This window comes from Acinetobacter sp. AYS6 (genome assembly GCF_025630795.1).
GTDB lineage: Bacteria > Pseudomonadota > Gammaproteobacteria > Pseudomonadales > Moraxellaceae > Acinetobacter.
This window is the reverse complement of the sequence record NZ_JAOTNV010000004.1, coordinates 726,956-742,647: the sequence shown is the minus strand read 5'-3', so window position 1 is coordinate 742,647 and position 15,692 is coordinate 726,956. Positions and strand designations below refer to the sequence as shown.

13 protein-coding genes are annotated in these 15,692 nt (G+C 38.0%); 6 read left to right on the top strand and 7 right to left on the bottom strand.

From position 1 onward, the window contains the following. Positions 1-68: 68 nt before the first annotated feature. The 6 genes from xerA (at position 69) to gyrA (ending at position 8,219) form a co-directional block, all read left to right on the top strand. Positions 69-965 carry a site-specific tyrosine recombinase/integron integrase gene (gene xerA / locus OD757_RS04345; protein WP_263031016.1) on the top strand — a complete coding sequence of 299 codons (897 nt, stop codon included), beginning with the start codon at positions 69-71 and terminating at the stop codon, positions 963-965. Positions 966-1,420: 455 nt separating this feature from the next. Next, positions 1,421-2,170: an electron transfer flavoprotein subunit beta/FixA family protein gene (locus OD757_RS04340; RefSeq protein ID WP_009393511.1), complete on the top strand. Its 750-nt coding sequence runs from the start codon at positions 1,421-1,423 to the stop codon at positions 2,168-2,170. A 17-nt stretch (positions 2,171-2,187) separates the two neighbouring features. Further along, a complete protein-coding gene (locus OD757_RS04335) occupies positions 2,188-3,120 on the top strand; it encodes an electron transfer flavoprotein subunit alpha/FixB family protein (RefSeq protein ID WP_009393589.1) in 933 nt (310 codons plus the stop codon). Between the two features lie 76 nt (positions 3,121-3,196). Continuing rightward, positions 3,197-4,039 carry a helix-turn-helix domain-containing protein gene (locus OD757_RS04330; RefSeq protein WP_263030963.1) on the top strand — a complete coding sequence of 281 codons (843 nt, stop codon included), beginning with the start codon at positions 3,197-3,199 and terminating at the stop codon, positions 4,037-4,039. A gap of 90 nt (positions 4,040-4,129) precedes the next feature. Further along, a complete protein-coding gene (locus OD757_RS04325; RefSeq protein ID WP_263030962.1) occupies positions 4,130-5,089 on the top strand; it encodes an MBL fold metallo-hydrolase in 960 nt (319 codons plus the stop codon). 415 nt (positions 5,090-5,504) lie between these two features. Further along, positions 5,505-8,219, top strand: coding sequence for a DNA gyrase subunit A (gene gyrA, locus OD757_RS04320; RefSeq protein WP_263030961.1), 2,715 nt, complete (start codon positions 5,505-5,507; stop codon positions 8,217-8,219). 52 nt (positions 8,220-8,271) lie between these two features. Here gyrA and OD757_RS04315 read toward each other — a convergent pair whose 3' ends face one another. From OD757_RS04315 to OD757_RS04285, 7 genes are all read right to left on the bottom strand, one after another. Beyond that, the gene (locus tag OD757_RS04315) at positions 8,272-9,918 is read right to left on the bottom strand and encodes an ArnT family glycosyltransferase (protein ID WP_263030960.1); all 1,647 of its coding nucleotides are present in this window, start codon (positions 9,916-9,918) and stop codon (positions 8,272-8,274) included. A gap of 9 nt (positions 9,919-9,927) precedes the next feature. Next, a complete protein-coding gene (locus OD757_RS04310) occupies positions 9,928-10,308 on the bottom strand; it encodes a GtrA family protein (RefSeq protein WP_263030959.1) in 381 nt (126 codons plus the stop codon). Beyond that, positions 10,308-11,288 carry a glycosyltransferase family 2 protein gene (locus tag OD757_RS04305; RefSeq protein ID WP_263030958.1) on the bottom strand — a complete coding sequence of 327 codons (981 nt, stop codon included), beginning with the start codon at positions 11,286-11,288 and terminating at the stop codon, positions 10,308-10,310. Before OD757_RS04305 ends, OD757_RS04310 begins: the two co-directional genes overlap by 1 nt. Next, positions 11,285-12,079, bottom strand: coding sequence for a ChbG/HpnK family deacetylase (locus OD757_RS04300; protein WP_263030957.1), 795 nt, complete (start codon positions 12,077-12,079; stop codon positions 11,285-11,287). The genes OD757_RS04305 and OD757_RS04300 overlap by 4 nt, the downstream gene beginning before the upstream one ends. A 259-nt stretch (positions 12,080-12,338) precedes the next feature. Then, the gene (locus OD757_RS04295) at positions 12,339-13,430 is read right to left on the bottom strand and encodes an ABC transporter permease (RefSeq protein WP_263030956.1); all 1,092 of its coding nucleotides are present in this window, start codon (positions 13,428-13,430) and stop codon (positions 12,339-12,341) included. Continuing rightward, a complete protein-coding gene (locus OD757_RS04290) occupies positions 13,430-14,557 on the bottom strand; it encodes an ABC transporter permease (protein WP_263030955.1) in 1,128 nt (375 codons plus the stop codon). The genes OD757_RS04295 and OD757_RS04290 overlap by 1 nt, the downstream gene beginning before the upstream one ends. A gap of 3 nt (positions 14,558-14,560) precedes the next feature. After that, positions 14,561-15,682, bottom strand: coding sequence for an HlyD family secretion protein (locus OD757_RS04285; protein WP_263030954.1), 1,122 nt, complete (start codon positions 15,680-15,682; stop codon positions 14,561-14,563). Between the last annotated feature and the right edge of the window lie 10 nt (positions 15,683-15,692).

Below are 15,692 nucleotides of genomic sequence, written 5' to 3'. Positions count from 1 at the left end.
ACACTGAAAAAATAAAATGAGCAAATAAAATGGAGAGCAATTTGGATTTTGCATTACAGCTGCTCTCGATGTGGTTAAAAGAAAGAAAAATTCAGAACCAGTCTGAGCACACGATTACAGCTTATGAAAGAGATGTTAAAAGCTTTCTTGAATTCTGCGAGCTCAAACAAATTGATTTAAGAAATATTGAAGCTTCAGATTTACGTGAATATTTGGCCCAGCGTGTCGAGCAGGACCAGTTAAGTTCAAGTAGTATGCAGCGCCATCTCACTTCAATTCGCCAATTTATGAAATGGGCTGAACAGGGAAAATATCTAGAAATTAACCCTACTGATGATTTTAAGCTTAAACGTCAGCCTAGACCTTTGCCTGGTATGATCGACATAGAAACGGTTAATCAGATTTTAGATCAACCTATGCCTGAAAAACCAATTGATCAGCAATTGTGGTTACGTGATAAAGCCATGCTAGAGTTACTTTACTCGAGTGGTTTGCGTCTGGCGGAACTGCAAGGCTTAACAATTAAAGATATCGATTTTAATCGTCAACTAGTACGTATTACGGGTAAAGGAAATAAAACCCGTATTGTACCGTTTGGAAAAAAGGCGAAAGAAAGCCTATTGAATTGGCTGAAAATTTACAAAATCTGGAAAGGCCTTTTTGATCAAAATGCTTTTGTTTTTATTTCTCAAAAAGGTGGTGTGTTAACTCCACGACAAATCGAGAACCGTGTAAAACTTCAAGCGCAACGAGCAGGTGTGAATGTAGATTTACATCCTCATTTATTACGGCATTGTTTTGCTAGCCATATGTTATCAAGTAGTGGTGATTTACGATCGGTGCAAGAAATGTTAGGCCACAGTAATTTGTCTACGACACAAATTTATACACATATCGATTTTGATCATTTGGCACAAGTCTATGATCGCGCTCATCCAAGAGCTCAAAAAAGTGAAGAGTTCTAAAAAATTGTCTTAATAAAAAGTTGTTTAATCTGACGAGCTTGGGGCGAATGTAGAAATCATTTGTATTTTTTTACAAATTTGTTTAAGAGAAATCGTAGAAATAGTCAAATTGACCATTTTGATCTTTGGATATTTTATCGCTCCCCCTGACTTTAAAACATCTAATTTAGATTATTTTGGGTCAAACTTATGTTTCTAACTAATAAGCTAAATAAGATAAAAAGATAATAAAAATCAATATATAAAATAGAGAGCAAAAAGAATAAAATAGCACCTACTAAGGCCTCATATTTTTTTTATGAACTCATGGTTCCATCTTTTTTGTGCTGTTCTGGAAAATTGTGACTTGACCGAAATGCCAAACACATTGCAAGATAGGGCACCTAAAAAATTTTAATTGAAGAGTTAATATACTTTTCTCAACATTTACTTTTGCTAGAACAGCCGAGGATTACATGAAGGCTCTTGTTGCTGTAAAACGCGTGGTTGATGCCAACGTTAAAGTTCGTGTTAAGCCGGACAATAGTGGGGTTGACCTTACCAACGTTAAAATGTCAATTAACCCATTTTGTGAAATCGCAGTGGAAGAAGCGGTTCGCTTAAAAGAAAAAGGAACAGTATCAGAAATCGTTGTTGTTTCTGTGGGTCCTAAAGAAGCTCAAGAACAAATCCGTTCTGCAATGGCTCTAGGCGCAGACCGTGGTATTTTGGTTGAAACTACTGATGAAATTGGCGCTTTAGAAGTTGCTAAAATTCTAAAAGGTGTGGTTGAAGCTGAAAAGCCAGAGCTTATCCTTCTTGGTAAACAAGCAATTGACGATGACTCTAACCAAGTAGGCCAAATGCTTGGCGCATTATTGGGTGCTGGTCAAGGTACATTCGCTTCTGAAGTGAAAGTTGATGGCGGTAAAGTACAAGTAACTCGTGAAGTTGACGGTGGTTTACAAACTGTTGAACTGGCGCTTCCAGCAATCATTACAACTGATTTGCGTTTGAATGAGCCACGTTATGCAGCATTGCCTAACATCATGAAAGCTCGTAAAAAGCCACTTGATACTAAATCTCCTGCTGACTATGGCGTTACAGCTGGTACTAAGCTTAAAACTGTTAAAGTTGAAGCTCCAGCAGAACGTAAAGCTGGCGTACAAGTGAAATCTGTAGATGAGCTTGTTGAAAAATTGAAAAATGAAGCGAAAGTGATCTAATACGGAAGGATAAAATCATGAGTATTTTAGTTATCGCTGATCACAACAACCAAGTACTTAACGGTGCTACTTTAAACGTTGTTGCTGCAGCTCAAAAAATCGGTGGTGATATTACTGTATTAGTTGCTGGTTCTGGTGCTCAGGCAGTTGCTGATGCTGCAGCTAAAGTTGCTGGTGTAAGCAAAGTTTTACTTGCTGACAACGCAGCTTATGCAAACCAGTTAGCTGAAAACGTAGCTGCTTTAGTTGCTGATTTGGCTAAAGGTTACAAATACGTATTAGCTGCTTCTACAACGACTGGTAAGAACATTCTTCCACGTGTTGCTGCTCTTCTTGATGTAAGCATGATCACAGACATTATTTCTGTTGAATCTGCGAACACATTCAAGCGTCCTATCTATGCAGGTAACGCGATTGCAACTGTTCAATCTGACGAAGCAATCATTGTTGGTACAGTTCGTGGTACAGCATTTGATCCAGTTGCTGCTGAAGGTGGTTCTGCTGCCGTTGAAGCAGTAAGTGAAGCAAAAGACGCTGGTATTTCTACGTTTGTAAACGAAGAAATCGTGAAACTTGATCGTCCAGAGTTAACTGCTGCACGTATTGTTGTTTCTGGTGGTCGTGGTGTTGGTTCTGGTGAGAACTACCACAAAGTACTTGATCCATTAGCTGACAAGCTTGGTGCAGCACAAGGTGCTTCACGTGCAGCAGTTGATGCAGGCTTTGTACCTAACGATTTCCAAGTTGGTCAAACTGGTAAAATCGTTGCGCCTGACCTGTATGTTGCTGTAGGTATTTCTGGTGCGATCCAGCATTTAGCTGGTATGAAAGATTCTAAAGTTATTGTTGCAATCAACAAAGACGAAGAAGCGCCAATCAACAGTGTTGCTGACTACTGGTTAGTTGGTGATTTGAACACTGTAGTACCTGAGTTAGTAAGCAAGTTGTAATTTACAGCTTGTCACTTATTCAAAAACGCCCTTGTGCTATAAATAGCCAAGGGCGTTTTTTATTTAGATCATCATTATGAATATCAATTTTTCTGCTTCCGTAGAGGCTTATCAATTGCATCAATCACTTGTGAGATTGGCAAGAGCAGATATGGCGCGAGATTATTTGTGTATTCGATCAAAAAGCCAGCATGGCCTGTCAAATATTAAAGTGAACCAATTGCACATGGGTATCATTTTACATGGTCAACAACAACTCAATATTCAAACAAAACAAATCAACTTAAGTGCTGGTCACCTCTATATTGTCAAACCCGATACGATTATTGATGCAGTTAATCGGCCAGATCCCGTGACGGGTGAATACTTAACCATTCTTGTACCTATGTGTGAAGAGGTGATTCAAGCTGCACAGATGATTTGGGCTAAGCCGATTCTAGACAAAACTGAAGCCATATTAAAATTTTCAATTGATGATTTTGCTAGCCATCTTGCTGAATGGCAGACAGCATTGTTTGATAATGATCTGGTGAAAGCACGTTTAAGTATTGCTTCTATACTTGTGCAATTATGCCAACAGCATTATTCAGATGTGTTAATTGTACCTCCACCTAAATTAACAAAAATAATTCATGACTGGGTAACCGATAATCCGCAGCACCATTGGCAATCTAGTGAGATTGAAATGCGTTTAGGTCTGAGTAGTGCAACTCTTCGCCGCAAACTTAAGCATGAAGAAACCTCCTTAAGAGAAACGATTACGTATGCACGCCTTGCTTATGCGCTTGAGCTGTTATATTCAAACAAGTTGCCAATGAAGACCATTGCAGCCAAATCGGGTTACCAATCTGTTTCTACTTTTCGTGAACGTTTTATACAGCGTTATGGCATAGATCCGACTGTGCTAGCTGTTGAATAACTCAGTTTGAGCGATTTGTGTAGCTTGTTGAGCGATTTAAATAAATAAAAGCCGATAGAGTTAAGTTATTAAAATATTAAGGACTCTATTGTGAAAACATTAAAATCAATTGCAACATTATTGTTATTAAGTGCTAGTGCGTTCACATCTGGTGAACAAAATACGAATGTGCATCAGGTTGATGGTTATTTTTTACAACCTGTAGGTAATCTTAAAGTGACGGCATTATTTGATGGTGAACTCGGATTACCTCGTAGTGATTTGCTGGGTATTTCAGCTAAAAAAGCCAATCAACTGTTTGCAGAAAACTTTGTTCCTGTAGATGAACATAATCATATTGTCACAGATTTCTCTGCCTATCTTGTTCAAACACCCACACAAAATATTTTAATTGATGCTGGAACTGCAAAATGTTTTGGTCCAACCTTGGGCCATGTGCTTGAAAATTTGAAGAAGGCAGGAGTACAACCTGAACAAATAGATACCATCTTGATTACACATGCTCATCCCGATCATTTATGCGGTATTACACTTGATGGCAAAATGGCTTATCCCAATGCAAAAGTTTACTTGGCTAAAGAAGATGTAGATTTTTGGACATCGCCAGCGAATGAAGCAAAAGCTACCGATTTTTTTAAGCCAATATTTAAAATGACGAGAGATGCCTTACAGCCATATCAAAAGGCAGGACAACTCGTCGCTTTTACCAAAACTTCTTTTAATGTACCCAATGTTCAACTCCTAGCCACTCATGGCCATACAGAAGGTCATTCATCTTATTTAGTAGATGGACAAAACGGTCAAAAGTTTTTAGGTCTTGGTGATGTTGTACATTATGGTGCAGTACAGTTTCCTTATCCTGAAGCCAGCTACAAGCCAGATACTGACTCAAATCGTGCCATAGCTGTTCGTAAAAGTATTTTTGAGCAAGCCTATCAAAATCAATGGTGGGTGGGAGCAGCGCATGTCGCTTTTCCCGGTATAGGACATATTGGTAAAAATTCAATGGGATATCAGTGGATTCATGCTCAATATCGGCCCGTGAAATGACATGTCAAACCTATTATTTAAAGAAGTTAACTGAAGAATAGATTTGCATAAAGGCATACATATTCAACCTAAATATTATTTATTTTAGATAATAAAATAAGTTTTATTTTTAAGAATAGGTGAAAAGTGCTCTAAAGTGAGCACTTTTATATTGTCTATATTTTGGTCGAACTGTTGGGTTTTAAGAAATACATTTATAACTAGAATTCTCTAATTTTAACTTATTAATTCTAATGGGATTTTTATTGTAAAAAAATGCTATTTTCAGAGTGCTAAACTCCCAGTTATCAAGCAGTTTGTGCTATAGTATACAGCTATATTTTTTTCGATTTTAGTTCAGTTTTCGGAACTAAATTTTTTGCAAGATCAAGACATATAAGCAGATAGAAATTTCTATCTGTAAGAAGGAGTATGCATGAGCGTATCGGAAATCCGACCGATTGCCATTGAGGATGAACTCAAGCATTCATATTTAGATTACGCGATGAGTGTAATCGTATCTCGTGCATTGCCGGATGTGAGAGACGGTCTAAAACCTGTTCACCGTCGTGTGCTATTTGCCATGCACGAATTGGGCAATGACTATAACAAAGCCTACAAGAAATCTGCACGTGTTGTTGGGGACGTAATCGGTAAATATCACCCTCATGGTGACTCAGCTGTTTATGAAACCATTGTACGTATGGCTCAGGACTTTAGCTTACGTTACTTATTGGTAGATGGTCAGGGTAACTTCGGTTCGATTGATGGCGATAGCGCAGCTGCAATGCGTTATACCGAAGTCCGTATGACTAAGTTGGCGCACGAACTTCTTGCAGATCTAGAAAAAGACACTGTTGACTGGGAAGATAACTACGACGGATCTGAGCGTATTCCTCAGGTGGTTCCGACACGTGTTCCAAACTTGTTAATTAATGGTGCTGCTGGTATTGCTGTAGGTATGGCAACAAACATGGCACCACATAACATGACAGAAGTTGTGAATGCGTGTTTAGCCTATGCTGACAATCCGAATATCTCGATTGAAGGATTGATGGAATACATTACTGGTCCTGATTTCCCTACAGGCGGTATTATTTACGGTAAATCAGGTATTGTTGATGCTTACCGTACAGGTAAAGGTCGACTACACATTCGTGGTAAATACCATTTCGAAGAAGATGCAAAGACAGGTCGTATAACTATCGTCTTTACTGAAATTCCTTATCAAGTCAACAAGGCAAGAGTTATTGAGCGTATTGCCGAGTTAGTTAAAGAGAAAAAACTTGAAGGCATTTCAGAGCTTCGTGATGAGTCTGACAAAGACGGGATGCGTATTGCGATTGATTTGAAACGCGGTGAAAACGCAGAAGTCATCGTAAATAACTTATTCTTAAATACACAGCTTGAAAATTCATTCAGCATCAACATGGTTTGTCTTGACAACGGTCAACCAAAATTGATGAATCTGAAAGATATTATTGCGGCATTTATTCGTCACCGCCAAGAAGTTGTGACACGCCGTACCATGTTTGAATTGCGTAAAGCACGTGAACGTGGCCATATCTTGGAAGGCTTAACCGTTGCCTTAGCCAATATTGATGAAATTATTGAAACCATTAAAACTTCTGCTAACCCAAGTGAAGCGCGTGAGCGTTTGCTTGCAGGTGAGTGGGCTGGCGGTGGTGTTGTTTCTTTACTCGAAAAAGCTGGTGCTATTTCTGTACGTCCAGATGAAATCGAAGGTGAAAACCCAGATCGTCCATTTGGTTTAACTGAATCAATTTACCGTTTATCACCAACGCAAGTGGGTGCAATTTTAGAATTGCGTTTACATCGTTTAACGGGTCTTGAACAAGATAAGTTACATGCAGAATATACTGAAATTTTAGGCCAAATTGCTGAACTTACAGCAATTCTTAATGATTTTAATTTATTGATGGCTGTGATTCGTGAAGAATTAGCGCAAGTACTGCAACAGTATGGTGATGGACGTCGTACTGAAATTATTGAATCGCGTATTGATTTTAGTCGTGAAGATTTAATTCCAGAAGAGCAAGTCGTATTAACGGTTTCACAAACAGGTTACGCAAAAACTCAACCGCTTTCTGACTATCAGGCTCAGCGCCGTGGTGGACGTGGTAAGTCTGCAACCTCAATGAAAGATGATGATTTTATTCAACATCTCATCGTGGCTTCAAACCATGCGACTGTACTCTGCTTTACTAACGTAGGTAAAGTTTATCGTCTTCGCGTATTTGAAGTGCCTCAAGCTTCACGCGGTGCAAAAGGTCGCCCGATTGTAAACTTGTTACCTTTAGATGCGAATGAAACTGTAACTGCTATCTTGCCGTTAACACAGTTCCTAGAGAATCATTACGTATTTATGGCGACAGCTTCAGGTACGGTTAAACGTGTTGATTTGGAGCAATTCGCTAACATTCGTTCAAATGGCTTACGTGCAATTGAACTGAATGAAGAAGATACCTTAATTGGTGTTGCGATTACTGATGGTAATCAGCAAATCATGTTGTTCTCAAATGAAGGTAAGGCAATTCGTTTTGCAGAAACTGACGTGCGTTCAATGGGGCGTACTGCAAAAGGCGTCCGTGGGATGCGTGTTAGCTTTGCAAGCAGCACTTTAACTGAAGAAGATGCAGAAGTTGAAAATGATGAATCTGATGATAATGAAGATTCAGCAGATTTAAGTGTAGTAAGCCGCATCGTATCGCTTGTTGTTGTTCCTGAAACGGGTGAAGTGCTGTGTGCGAGTGCCAATGGTTATGGTAAACGTACTCCTGTAAATGACTTCCCAACCAAAAAACGTGGTGGTAAGGGCGTTATTGCGATTAAGACAAGTGAACGTAATGGTGAGCTTGTAGGTGCAGTATCTATTGATGAAAGCAAAGAACTGTTGCTTATCTCTGATGGCGGTACATTAGTACGTACTCGTGCCGCAGAAGTTGCAATGACTGGTCGTAATGCACAAGGTGTACGTCTGATTCGTTTAAGCGAAGAAGAAACCTTAGTGGGTGTTGTGTCTATTGAAGCTGTTGAAGATGAAGAAGAGTTTCTCGAAGGAGAAGTGGATACTTCAGAAGTAGATGGTGAAGAAGCAGTTTCTACAAATGACGATGTATCAGAAGAGTAAGTCGTAATTAAATAAAAAAAGGAAGCGTAAGCTTCCTTTTTTTATGGGTGGTTTATTTAGAGTTATGAAAGATAAACACATCATAATTTCGATAATGCAGAGTTTTAACAGATGGATCTTTAGTCACGAAATTATTGGGTTGACTTACGACAATCAAATCTTGCTTTTGGGTTAAAGCAGTTTGAAGCTGTTGCTCGTTCCATAAGTATTTTTTGCGTTGTGGTTCAAACAACAAGCCATCTTTAATTTCTAAAGAGGCACTATCTGAATGCACTGTATCCCATTGGTTTACAATATATACAGGCTGTTTAAGTTGTAAAAGAAATGGCACATCGTAGAAATAGTAATTGTAGAAAACTATTTTTGTTGATGGTGTCATATATTCAGAAAAACTCGTTTGTCCCACATTATTTTTGGTATCTAAAATACGAACGGCAAAAGGGACTGAACTACACAGAACAATTAAGCTGATAAAAATATAGTTCAAATAGTTTAATTTCTGCTTTTTATATAACCCGACCAAAGCCAATGGAAGCACAATTAATAGAGTGCCAATGATATAAATAAACAGGGCTTGGCTTTGGAAAAAAGGTTGATGTGCACGAATGAAATGCGGTGTAGCAGTAATACCTATTCCGACAAGTATAATAAATATAGGCAGGCCCCAAACCTGTAATTTAGTTTTGTAGTCGCTTTCAATAACTTGATTGATCACAAGTGCCAAGAAAATAGCGAGTGGGGGCACAGCAGGTAAAATATAGCCAGCTAGCTTAGAAGGCGGAATAGAGAAGAAAACTGTGACAGAAATAAACCACCATACAAGCAGAGCAAGTAAAGCGCATTGCTTGTAATTTTGAAATACGGCTTTAATAGATTGAAATCTACTCGAGAGAATCCAGGGTAAAAAGCTGAACATTAAAATAATGAGATAGAAACACCATGGTTGCTTATTATTAAACTCTTTTGAACTAAAACGGCTAAATTGCTGGTCGATAAAGAAATAGTGTAAGAATTGAGGATATTTACTTTGTACTGCGTAGAGCCATGGACTAACCAATAATATAAATAACAAAATAGCAAAAGGGTTGAGCAACGAAGGGATTTTTTTCCATTGTTTAGTGTAGAGCAACCACGGTAAGAGAATCATGCCGGGAATTAATACACCAATTAAACCTTTACTTAAGAACGCTGCTGCACCTGCAAAATATCCTAAAAATAAAATAGATTTACGGGCTGAAATTGTAAAATCCACAAAACATAAAACACTGACTGTAATCCATGAAGCAAGCAGTAGGTCATGGTTAATATATTCACTACTACCAAAAAACAGTAAATTGGTGGCTAAAATAATGGCAGTAAGTTGTGCTACACGTTCTGAAATGTGCTTTCTAACGAATAAGAATAGGCTGACTAGCATGAGTGTGCCAGCTAATACAGGAACTAATCGCAATACCCAAATATACATACCGAAAAGTTCCATAAATATAGAGCTTAACCAATGTAATAAAGGAGGTTTATGCATAAATGGCAAGCTATTGATACGGGGAATCAACCAATCTCCCGACTCAAACATAGACCGACTAATATCTCCGTAGCGCCCTTCATCTGGTACAGAGAGGGGTCTTATCCAAGACAAGACAAATAGCCAAATAGGTAAAAATATTAATAAAAATTTGGAACTACGAAGCCATTGCTGCATACATAATCCTCAATGGTGAAATGCAAAAAAACGGTTAAGCAAGAAAGTCAAAATTGAAGTCAGGACAATAGCAACACAAACTAATGTTGAAATAGGGGTGTTGAAATACAGATTAGAAAGCAAGAGAAAGCTCTCATTGAATAAAAAACCTAATCCAGCGACTAAAGTAAATTTTGGTAGTGTTTGTCGATGAGCTATATGCTGTGCTTTAAAAGTAAAAATGCGATGCCCAAAATAGCTCACCCAATAGGCAAGTAGAAAGGCAATTAAATTGGCATACTGCAATGCAATGTTTCGTTTAAACAAGAGCATGACAATACTATAGTGCGTAAGTGCTGCTGCGGCCCCAGTCGTGGTAAACCGCGCGAGCTGAAAAAGATGAGTAAACATTAAAAACTAGAGAAAGTATTTTCGGGGTGAGAGATTGGATGTTCTTGCTTAATATGAGAATGTTCGGTTGAAACAATATATTTTGGTCGATTTTTAACCTCTGCATAAATTCGACCAATGTATTCCCCTACGATCCCAATAAATAGCAATTGAATCCCACCTAAGAGTGTCATGCCTGCCGCAAGTGTTGCCCAACCAGGCACTGAAATTCCTTCAATCAGTGTTTTAATAATGATCCAAACACCATAACTCATCGCACCAAAAGCTAATAAGGCACCTAGATAAATACAAATTCGTAAAGGTAAATCTGAAAACCCAGTTAAACCAGACATGGCCAGATTAAATAATGCTTTCGCATTAAAACTAGAACGACCATGTTGACGATCTTGCTCGGAGAAATTAATCCCGATACTTTTAAAACCGACCCATGCATAGAGACCTTTCATGTAGCGATTTTTTTCGGGTAATTGTTTAATCGCTTCAACAACTTTTGCATCAAGAAGTCTGAAATCACCAGCATTTTCAGGAATATCAATAGGAGAACTTAAATTTAAGATACGGTAGTAACCTTGGGTTAAGGTTCGTTTTAGCCATGATTCAGTGGTACGATTACGAATGCCATAGACCATATCATAACCATTTTTCCAGAGGTTAATCATGGTTGGAATTGCTTCAAAAGGGTGTTGAAAGTCAGCATCAATGAGCAATGCGACTTCACCATTGACATGGTCTAAACCCGCACTTAATGCAGCTTCCTTGCCAAAATTTCGTGATAATTCCAGCACCACTAAAGGATAATCTTCGATCATCGTTTGCAGAATTGGAATGGTATCGTCCTTGCTTCCATCATCGACCACAATGATTTCATAGCTAAGATTTTGTTGCTTTAAGCTGTTTGCCAAAGCTCGAATAAATGTCTTTAAATTCTCTGCTTCGTTATAAGCGGGAACAACGCAGGATAAAAAAGGTTTTGTGCTCATTGCATTGCCCCTAGTCTGGTAAGTTGGATGCCATTTTTTTGGCAATCAAGAGGGAACTGATCAGAAGAAAAATATTGGTATTCTTGGATGCGTGCATGCTGAATTGGATCTTGCTCACTTGGTATAGAAAGTGAGGGATGGCACATAATCAGTAAGTGATCTTTTGCTTGAGCAAGCCAATATTGGTTAAGTTCGGCATAATCAGTTTGTTTAAAGTCATAAATACCAGCGAAATATTCATTTTGGCTAAACTGGTAGGTTTGGCATGCTTTTGCTAAGGCATTTGAACCAAGTGCAGAAAGCATTTGAGTTTTAAAACGATAATGGGGGAGATAAATTGGATGTTTTAAATTACGTATCCAACCAGTGAAATTTTTCTCTTTTAAAAGTTGCAGCAAAATATCTCGTATAAACGGGAATTGATGAATATGTTGGTGGCCATCAATAAAATCGGGTTGTTTTCCCATGACGGAAACAAAAGCATCCCACTGTTCTTCAATACTTTGAGTAATTAATTCACGGTTAAGATTTGATGACCATGCACGTAACATAAGTGCAGGTAATGAAAAAACTGTATTACCTGATGTGAAGGCATGGGTAAAATTTAAATGTAATCCAATATCAATTTGATTTGAGAAGGGCTTAAGTTTGGCAGCAGCAGTTTCCCATAGTTCAGACTGGGTCATACATGAGGTCGCTTGGAGTGCCCCTTTTTCAATTAACTCAATAATTGCACTAGATATCTCTGCATTCATTGCAAAGTCATCTGCGCAATAACATACCTTTGCCATATCAAATTCCGTCATAGAGCAGGGTAGCAGAGTTACCCTTTTAGGCTGCTGAAAAACTAAACAGTTTTACTATGTAGAAATTTTCTTAATTTCAACTTAAAGTTTTTTTAAGGTTTTATGACAATTGTTATTAATTAAAAAATTGAATTTATTCGTTTTTTTATATTTTTATGGTCAATGATTTTTAAGAAATGAGTTTCAACTATAAGATTTTATAGTAAATAAAAATATAATTTATGCTCCAAGTTCAGTCGATTCTTCACTTGGATGCTTTTAAACGTGAATATGCCCAGATTAAAAAAATAAGGCCAATTGTCGCAAGAAATATTAGTTTTGGTACAACTGTGGCTAACGGAACACCCATCTGATTAAGTTGTACAAACATTTGTACCGCATGTGTTGATGGTAAACACCACGCAAACCATTGTAACCATTCGGGCATTGCTTGATGGGGCCATGCAGCACCTGTTAATAGAAAGAGGGGTACAGAGCTAAACACAATAATATGTCCAGCGCGTTCTGGCATATCTAAAAGTGAACCGATCAACATACCTAGTCCAATCACACAGCTAATAAAAATTGGAACGGCAACGAGTAGACCTATAAAATTTCCACCGTGTGGATAGTCGTTGAACCACAAGGTAAAACCAAAAAGATAAAAACTGCTTAAACAACCAATGGTCAATATACTGGCAAAAATTCCAGCAAAGCGAACCGCTGTAATTTTTTGGTTTTGTTCACGGTAGCTTGCGATTAGCATCGCTAAACCTAGCACAATCGTTTGGTGAATAATTAAAGAGGCAACAGCCGGAAAAATATAACTTCCATAGCCTGAAAGGGGGTTAAATAACGGGACTTGATGAATAGAAAGTGCTGGCTGGAAATGCGTGCGCTCTCCAAATTTTTCAATATATTCTTTTAAGGTCGCTTCAATAGATGTGGCGAGACCTAAACCAATTTCTTTAGTTTTTAAAAAGTTAGTTGTACTTAAATATAAGCCAATTCCCCCGGTTTCTCCTCGGCGTAGGCTCTGCGTTAAATTGCTTGGTAAAAGTAAAATACCATCGGCCTTTTGTTCACGAACCATTTGTTCCGCTTGTAAAAAATTACTTGTAATGGTAACGATATGAACATGAGGGCTATTGGCACTTTGGCCTATTAATTGAGAAGTTAAGAGGCTTTGCTCTTCATCAACAATCACGATAGGAATTGATTCTGCACGCTCAGCTTTATAGGCAGTGGGATAAAAAAAACTATAAAGAAAGACCGATAAAATGAGTGTCGTAAAAACCGAACTATTACTTACAATATCTTTAAAAGTCTGCAAATATGCCTGAAAAAAATCTTTCATTAAATTGCTCCCCGAATTAATTTTTTAAGCAGCACAGAACTTAAAAAAAAGTAAATAAGGCAGTAACCCAGAAGTATTAAAAATGGAGTGATTGAAATAAAAATTGGACTTCCAATGACCCATTGTTCAGTTTGCAGTTTGGCATAAGGAGTGTAGGGAATAATAAGTGACCAAAACTTGGTAAAAATAGGAGCATTATTCAAAGGAAGAGTAACGCCTGCGAAACTTAAAGATGACCCACCATAGACAGCAATAAAGCCAAAAGTTTTACTTAAATTTTTAGTGGCAAGAATGACCGTACTGCTAATCAAAGCGTAGGCAAAATAAAGTAAGAACTGGGCAACTAATAAGAAACTAAGAGAACCTGCTACGAACCAGCCACGAATTTCAACCAGCCAGAACATCCATAACCATGTCCAGAAACAGAAAATAAGGCTATAGAGCAAATTTTTAGCCAATAAGCCTTGAATAAAACTTTCTCGGTTTACCCATTGAGTAAGTGTGCCACGTTTTAGTTCTTGTCCAATTGCAAAGGCAACACAGCAGCATAACAATAGATGCAGTACCGCTGGAACCATGAAGGGTTCTAAATAAAACTCATAGCTCATGCTGGGGTTATAGAGCGTTGAGATTTTGACATGCGCAGTAGGTACATCTAAATAGGGAATATTATTTGCAAGATAACTTTGACCTGCATAGTCTGCTAAAGCATTGAGTGTACTGACTAACATGGCAGAGGAAATCGTGTTCCCGACACTAAAAAAAGATTGGTTAAAAGCAATGCTGATTTGAGCATCTTGCGCTTTTACAAAGCGTTTTTCAGCGCCGTCTGGAATGAAAACATAGCCCCAGATTTTAGTTTCGTTAAGTAATTGTTCAGCTTCAGTTGAGCTTGCCGTAATCGTTTTAATATCTACCGTATGATTTAATGAAAGATACTTTTCAATATTACGGCTGAGTTCACTTTGGTCTTGGTCAATAATCGCAATTGATAAGTGTTCAGCTTTACCTGCGTAAAACATGCTGCTAAACATAAAAATGATAAAAGCGGGGATGAGTGTCACCATACACAAATCCCATTTGTTGCTTTTTAGATAGTTTAGTTCACGTAATATACTGGCAAACATGCTTTATTTTTCTTCTTTAATTTTAAATAGAACACTCATGCCAACCTTTAAATCTTTGACAGGATTTTCAGGTACCAGATGTAATTTAAAGCTACGAATATCATAGCCTCCAGTTTGGCGAGTCGTTTTAATGGTGGCAAATTCACCTTCAGCATCAATATTCTTAATTTTAAAATTCACATTCTGATTAAGGGCTGGAATGAATCCTTCAAGGGTTTTATTTTTATAAACAGAGGAATATTGATTTTCACCTACATTTAAACTCACCCATAAATCATCATCTTCTAAAATGCTGACAACAGGTACACCCATAGCGACTAATTCAGAAGGTTTACCATAAGTTTTTGAAACCGTACCTGAAATAGGGGAGAGTAAACGTGTTTCTTCCTCTAACGCTTTTGCTTCACCTACAGCCGCTTTTGCAATTTCAACTTGTGCATCTGCTGTAGATTTTTGTTGGCTCGTACTGCCACGTTTTGCACGAGCATATTGTTGATAAGATGCTTCGCTTAACTCTTGAGCAGAAGTTTGTGCCGCGAGCATTTCATCTCGTCTTTGACGTGAAATTACACCTTGTTTGTATAAATTTTCACCACGTTGATAAGTCATTTTTGCAAGATTTGCTTGAGCTTTGGTGCTTTGCCAGTTGGCATAAAGAGTATCGATATTTTCTTGTTGAGAACCGCGGTCTACCGTAGATTGAAATGCTAAAGCTGATTGTAAGGCTGCCAAGGCTTGTTGCTTTTTAGCTTCTATTTCTGGGCTAACTAAACGAACAAGTGGCTGGCCTTTGGAAATTTTTTGGCCTTCTTGCACATATATTTCTTCAATACGACTCGGAACTTTTGTACTTACGTGAATAGTTTCAGCTTCAACACGACCTTGTAGTTCAATAGGTTTAGGCTGATAACTTTTCCACAAACCAAAAATAATTAAACCTAACAGCGCAATAATGATTAAACCAATAATCAGTTTAATTTTGGAGTTTTTAGGTGGTTGAGAGTCACCTCTATTGATGCTTGATTCTGGGTTTTCACTTGTTTGATCGTTTTTGGGAGGTTGATTCGTTTCTACCGTATCCGCAGCAAGAGAATCTTGTTCTGAATGAGATGATTCTTGATTCATTTTATGCTCC

Excerpts from the sequence above, each read along its gene's own strand:
- xerA (WP_263031016.1), top strand. The coding sequence starts at position 69 with ATGTGGTTAAAAGAAAGAAAAATTCAGAACCAGTCTGAGCACACGATT.
- OD757_RS04340 (WP_009393511.1), top strand. The coding sequence starts at position 1,421 with ATGAAGGCTCTTGTTGCTGTAAAACGCGTGGTTGATGCCAACGTTAAA.
- OD757_RS04335 (WP_009393589.1), top strand. The coding sequence starts at position 2,188 with ATGAGTATTTTAGTTATCGCTGATCACAACAACCAAGTACTTAACGGT.
- OD757_RS04330 (WP_263030963.1), top strand. The coding sequence starts at position 3,197 with ATGAATATCAATTTTTCTGCTTCCGTAGAGGCTTATCAATTGCATCAA.
- gyrA (WP_263030961.1), top strand. The coding sequence starts at position 5,505 with ATGAGCGTATCGGAAATCCGACCGATTGCCATTGAGGATGAACTCAAG.
- OD757_RS04315 (WP_263030960.1), bottom strand. The coding sequence starts at position 9,918 with ATGCAGCAATGGCTTCGTAGTTCCAAATTTTTATTAATATTTTTACCT.
- OD757_RS04310 (WP_263030959.1), bottom strand. The coding sequence starts at position 10,308 with ATGTTTACTCATCTTTTTCAGCTCGCGCGGTTTACCACGACTGGGGCC.
- OD757_RS04305 (WP_263030958.1), bottom strand. The coding sequence starts at position 11,288 with ATGAGCACAAAACCTTTTTTATCCTGCGTTGTTCCCGCTTATAACGAA.
- OD757_RS04300 (WP_263030957.1), bottom strand. The coding sequence starts at position 12,079 with ATGGCAAAGGTATGTTATTGCGCAGATGACTTTGCAATGAATGCAGAG.
- OD757_RS04295 (WP_263030956.1), bottom strand. The coding sequence starts at position 13,430 with ATGAAAGATTTTTTTCAGGCATATTTGCAGACTTTTAAAGATATTGTA.
- OD757_RS04290 (WP_263030955.1), bottom strand. The coding sequence starts at position 14,557 with ATGTTTGCCAGTATATTACGTGAACTAAACTATCTAAAAAGCAACAAA.
- OD757_RS04285 (WP_263030954.1), bottom strand. The coding sequence starts at position 15,682 with ATGAATCAAGAATCATCTCATTCAGAACAAGATTCTCTTGCTGCGGAT.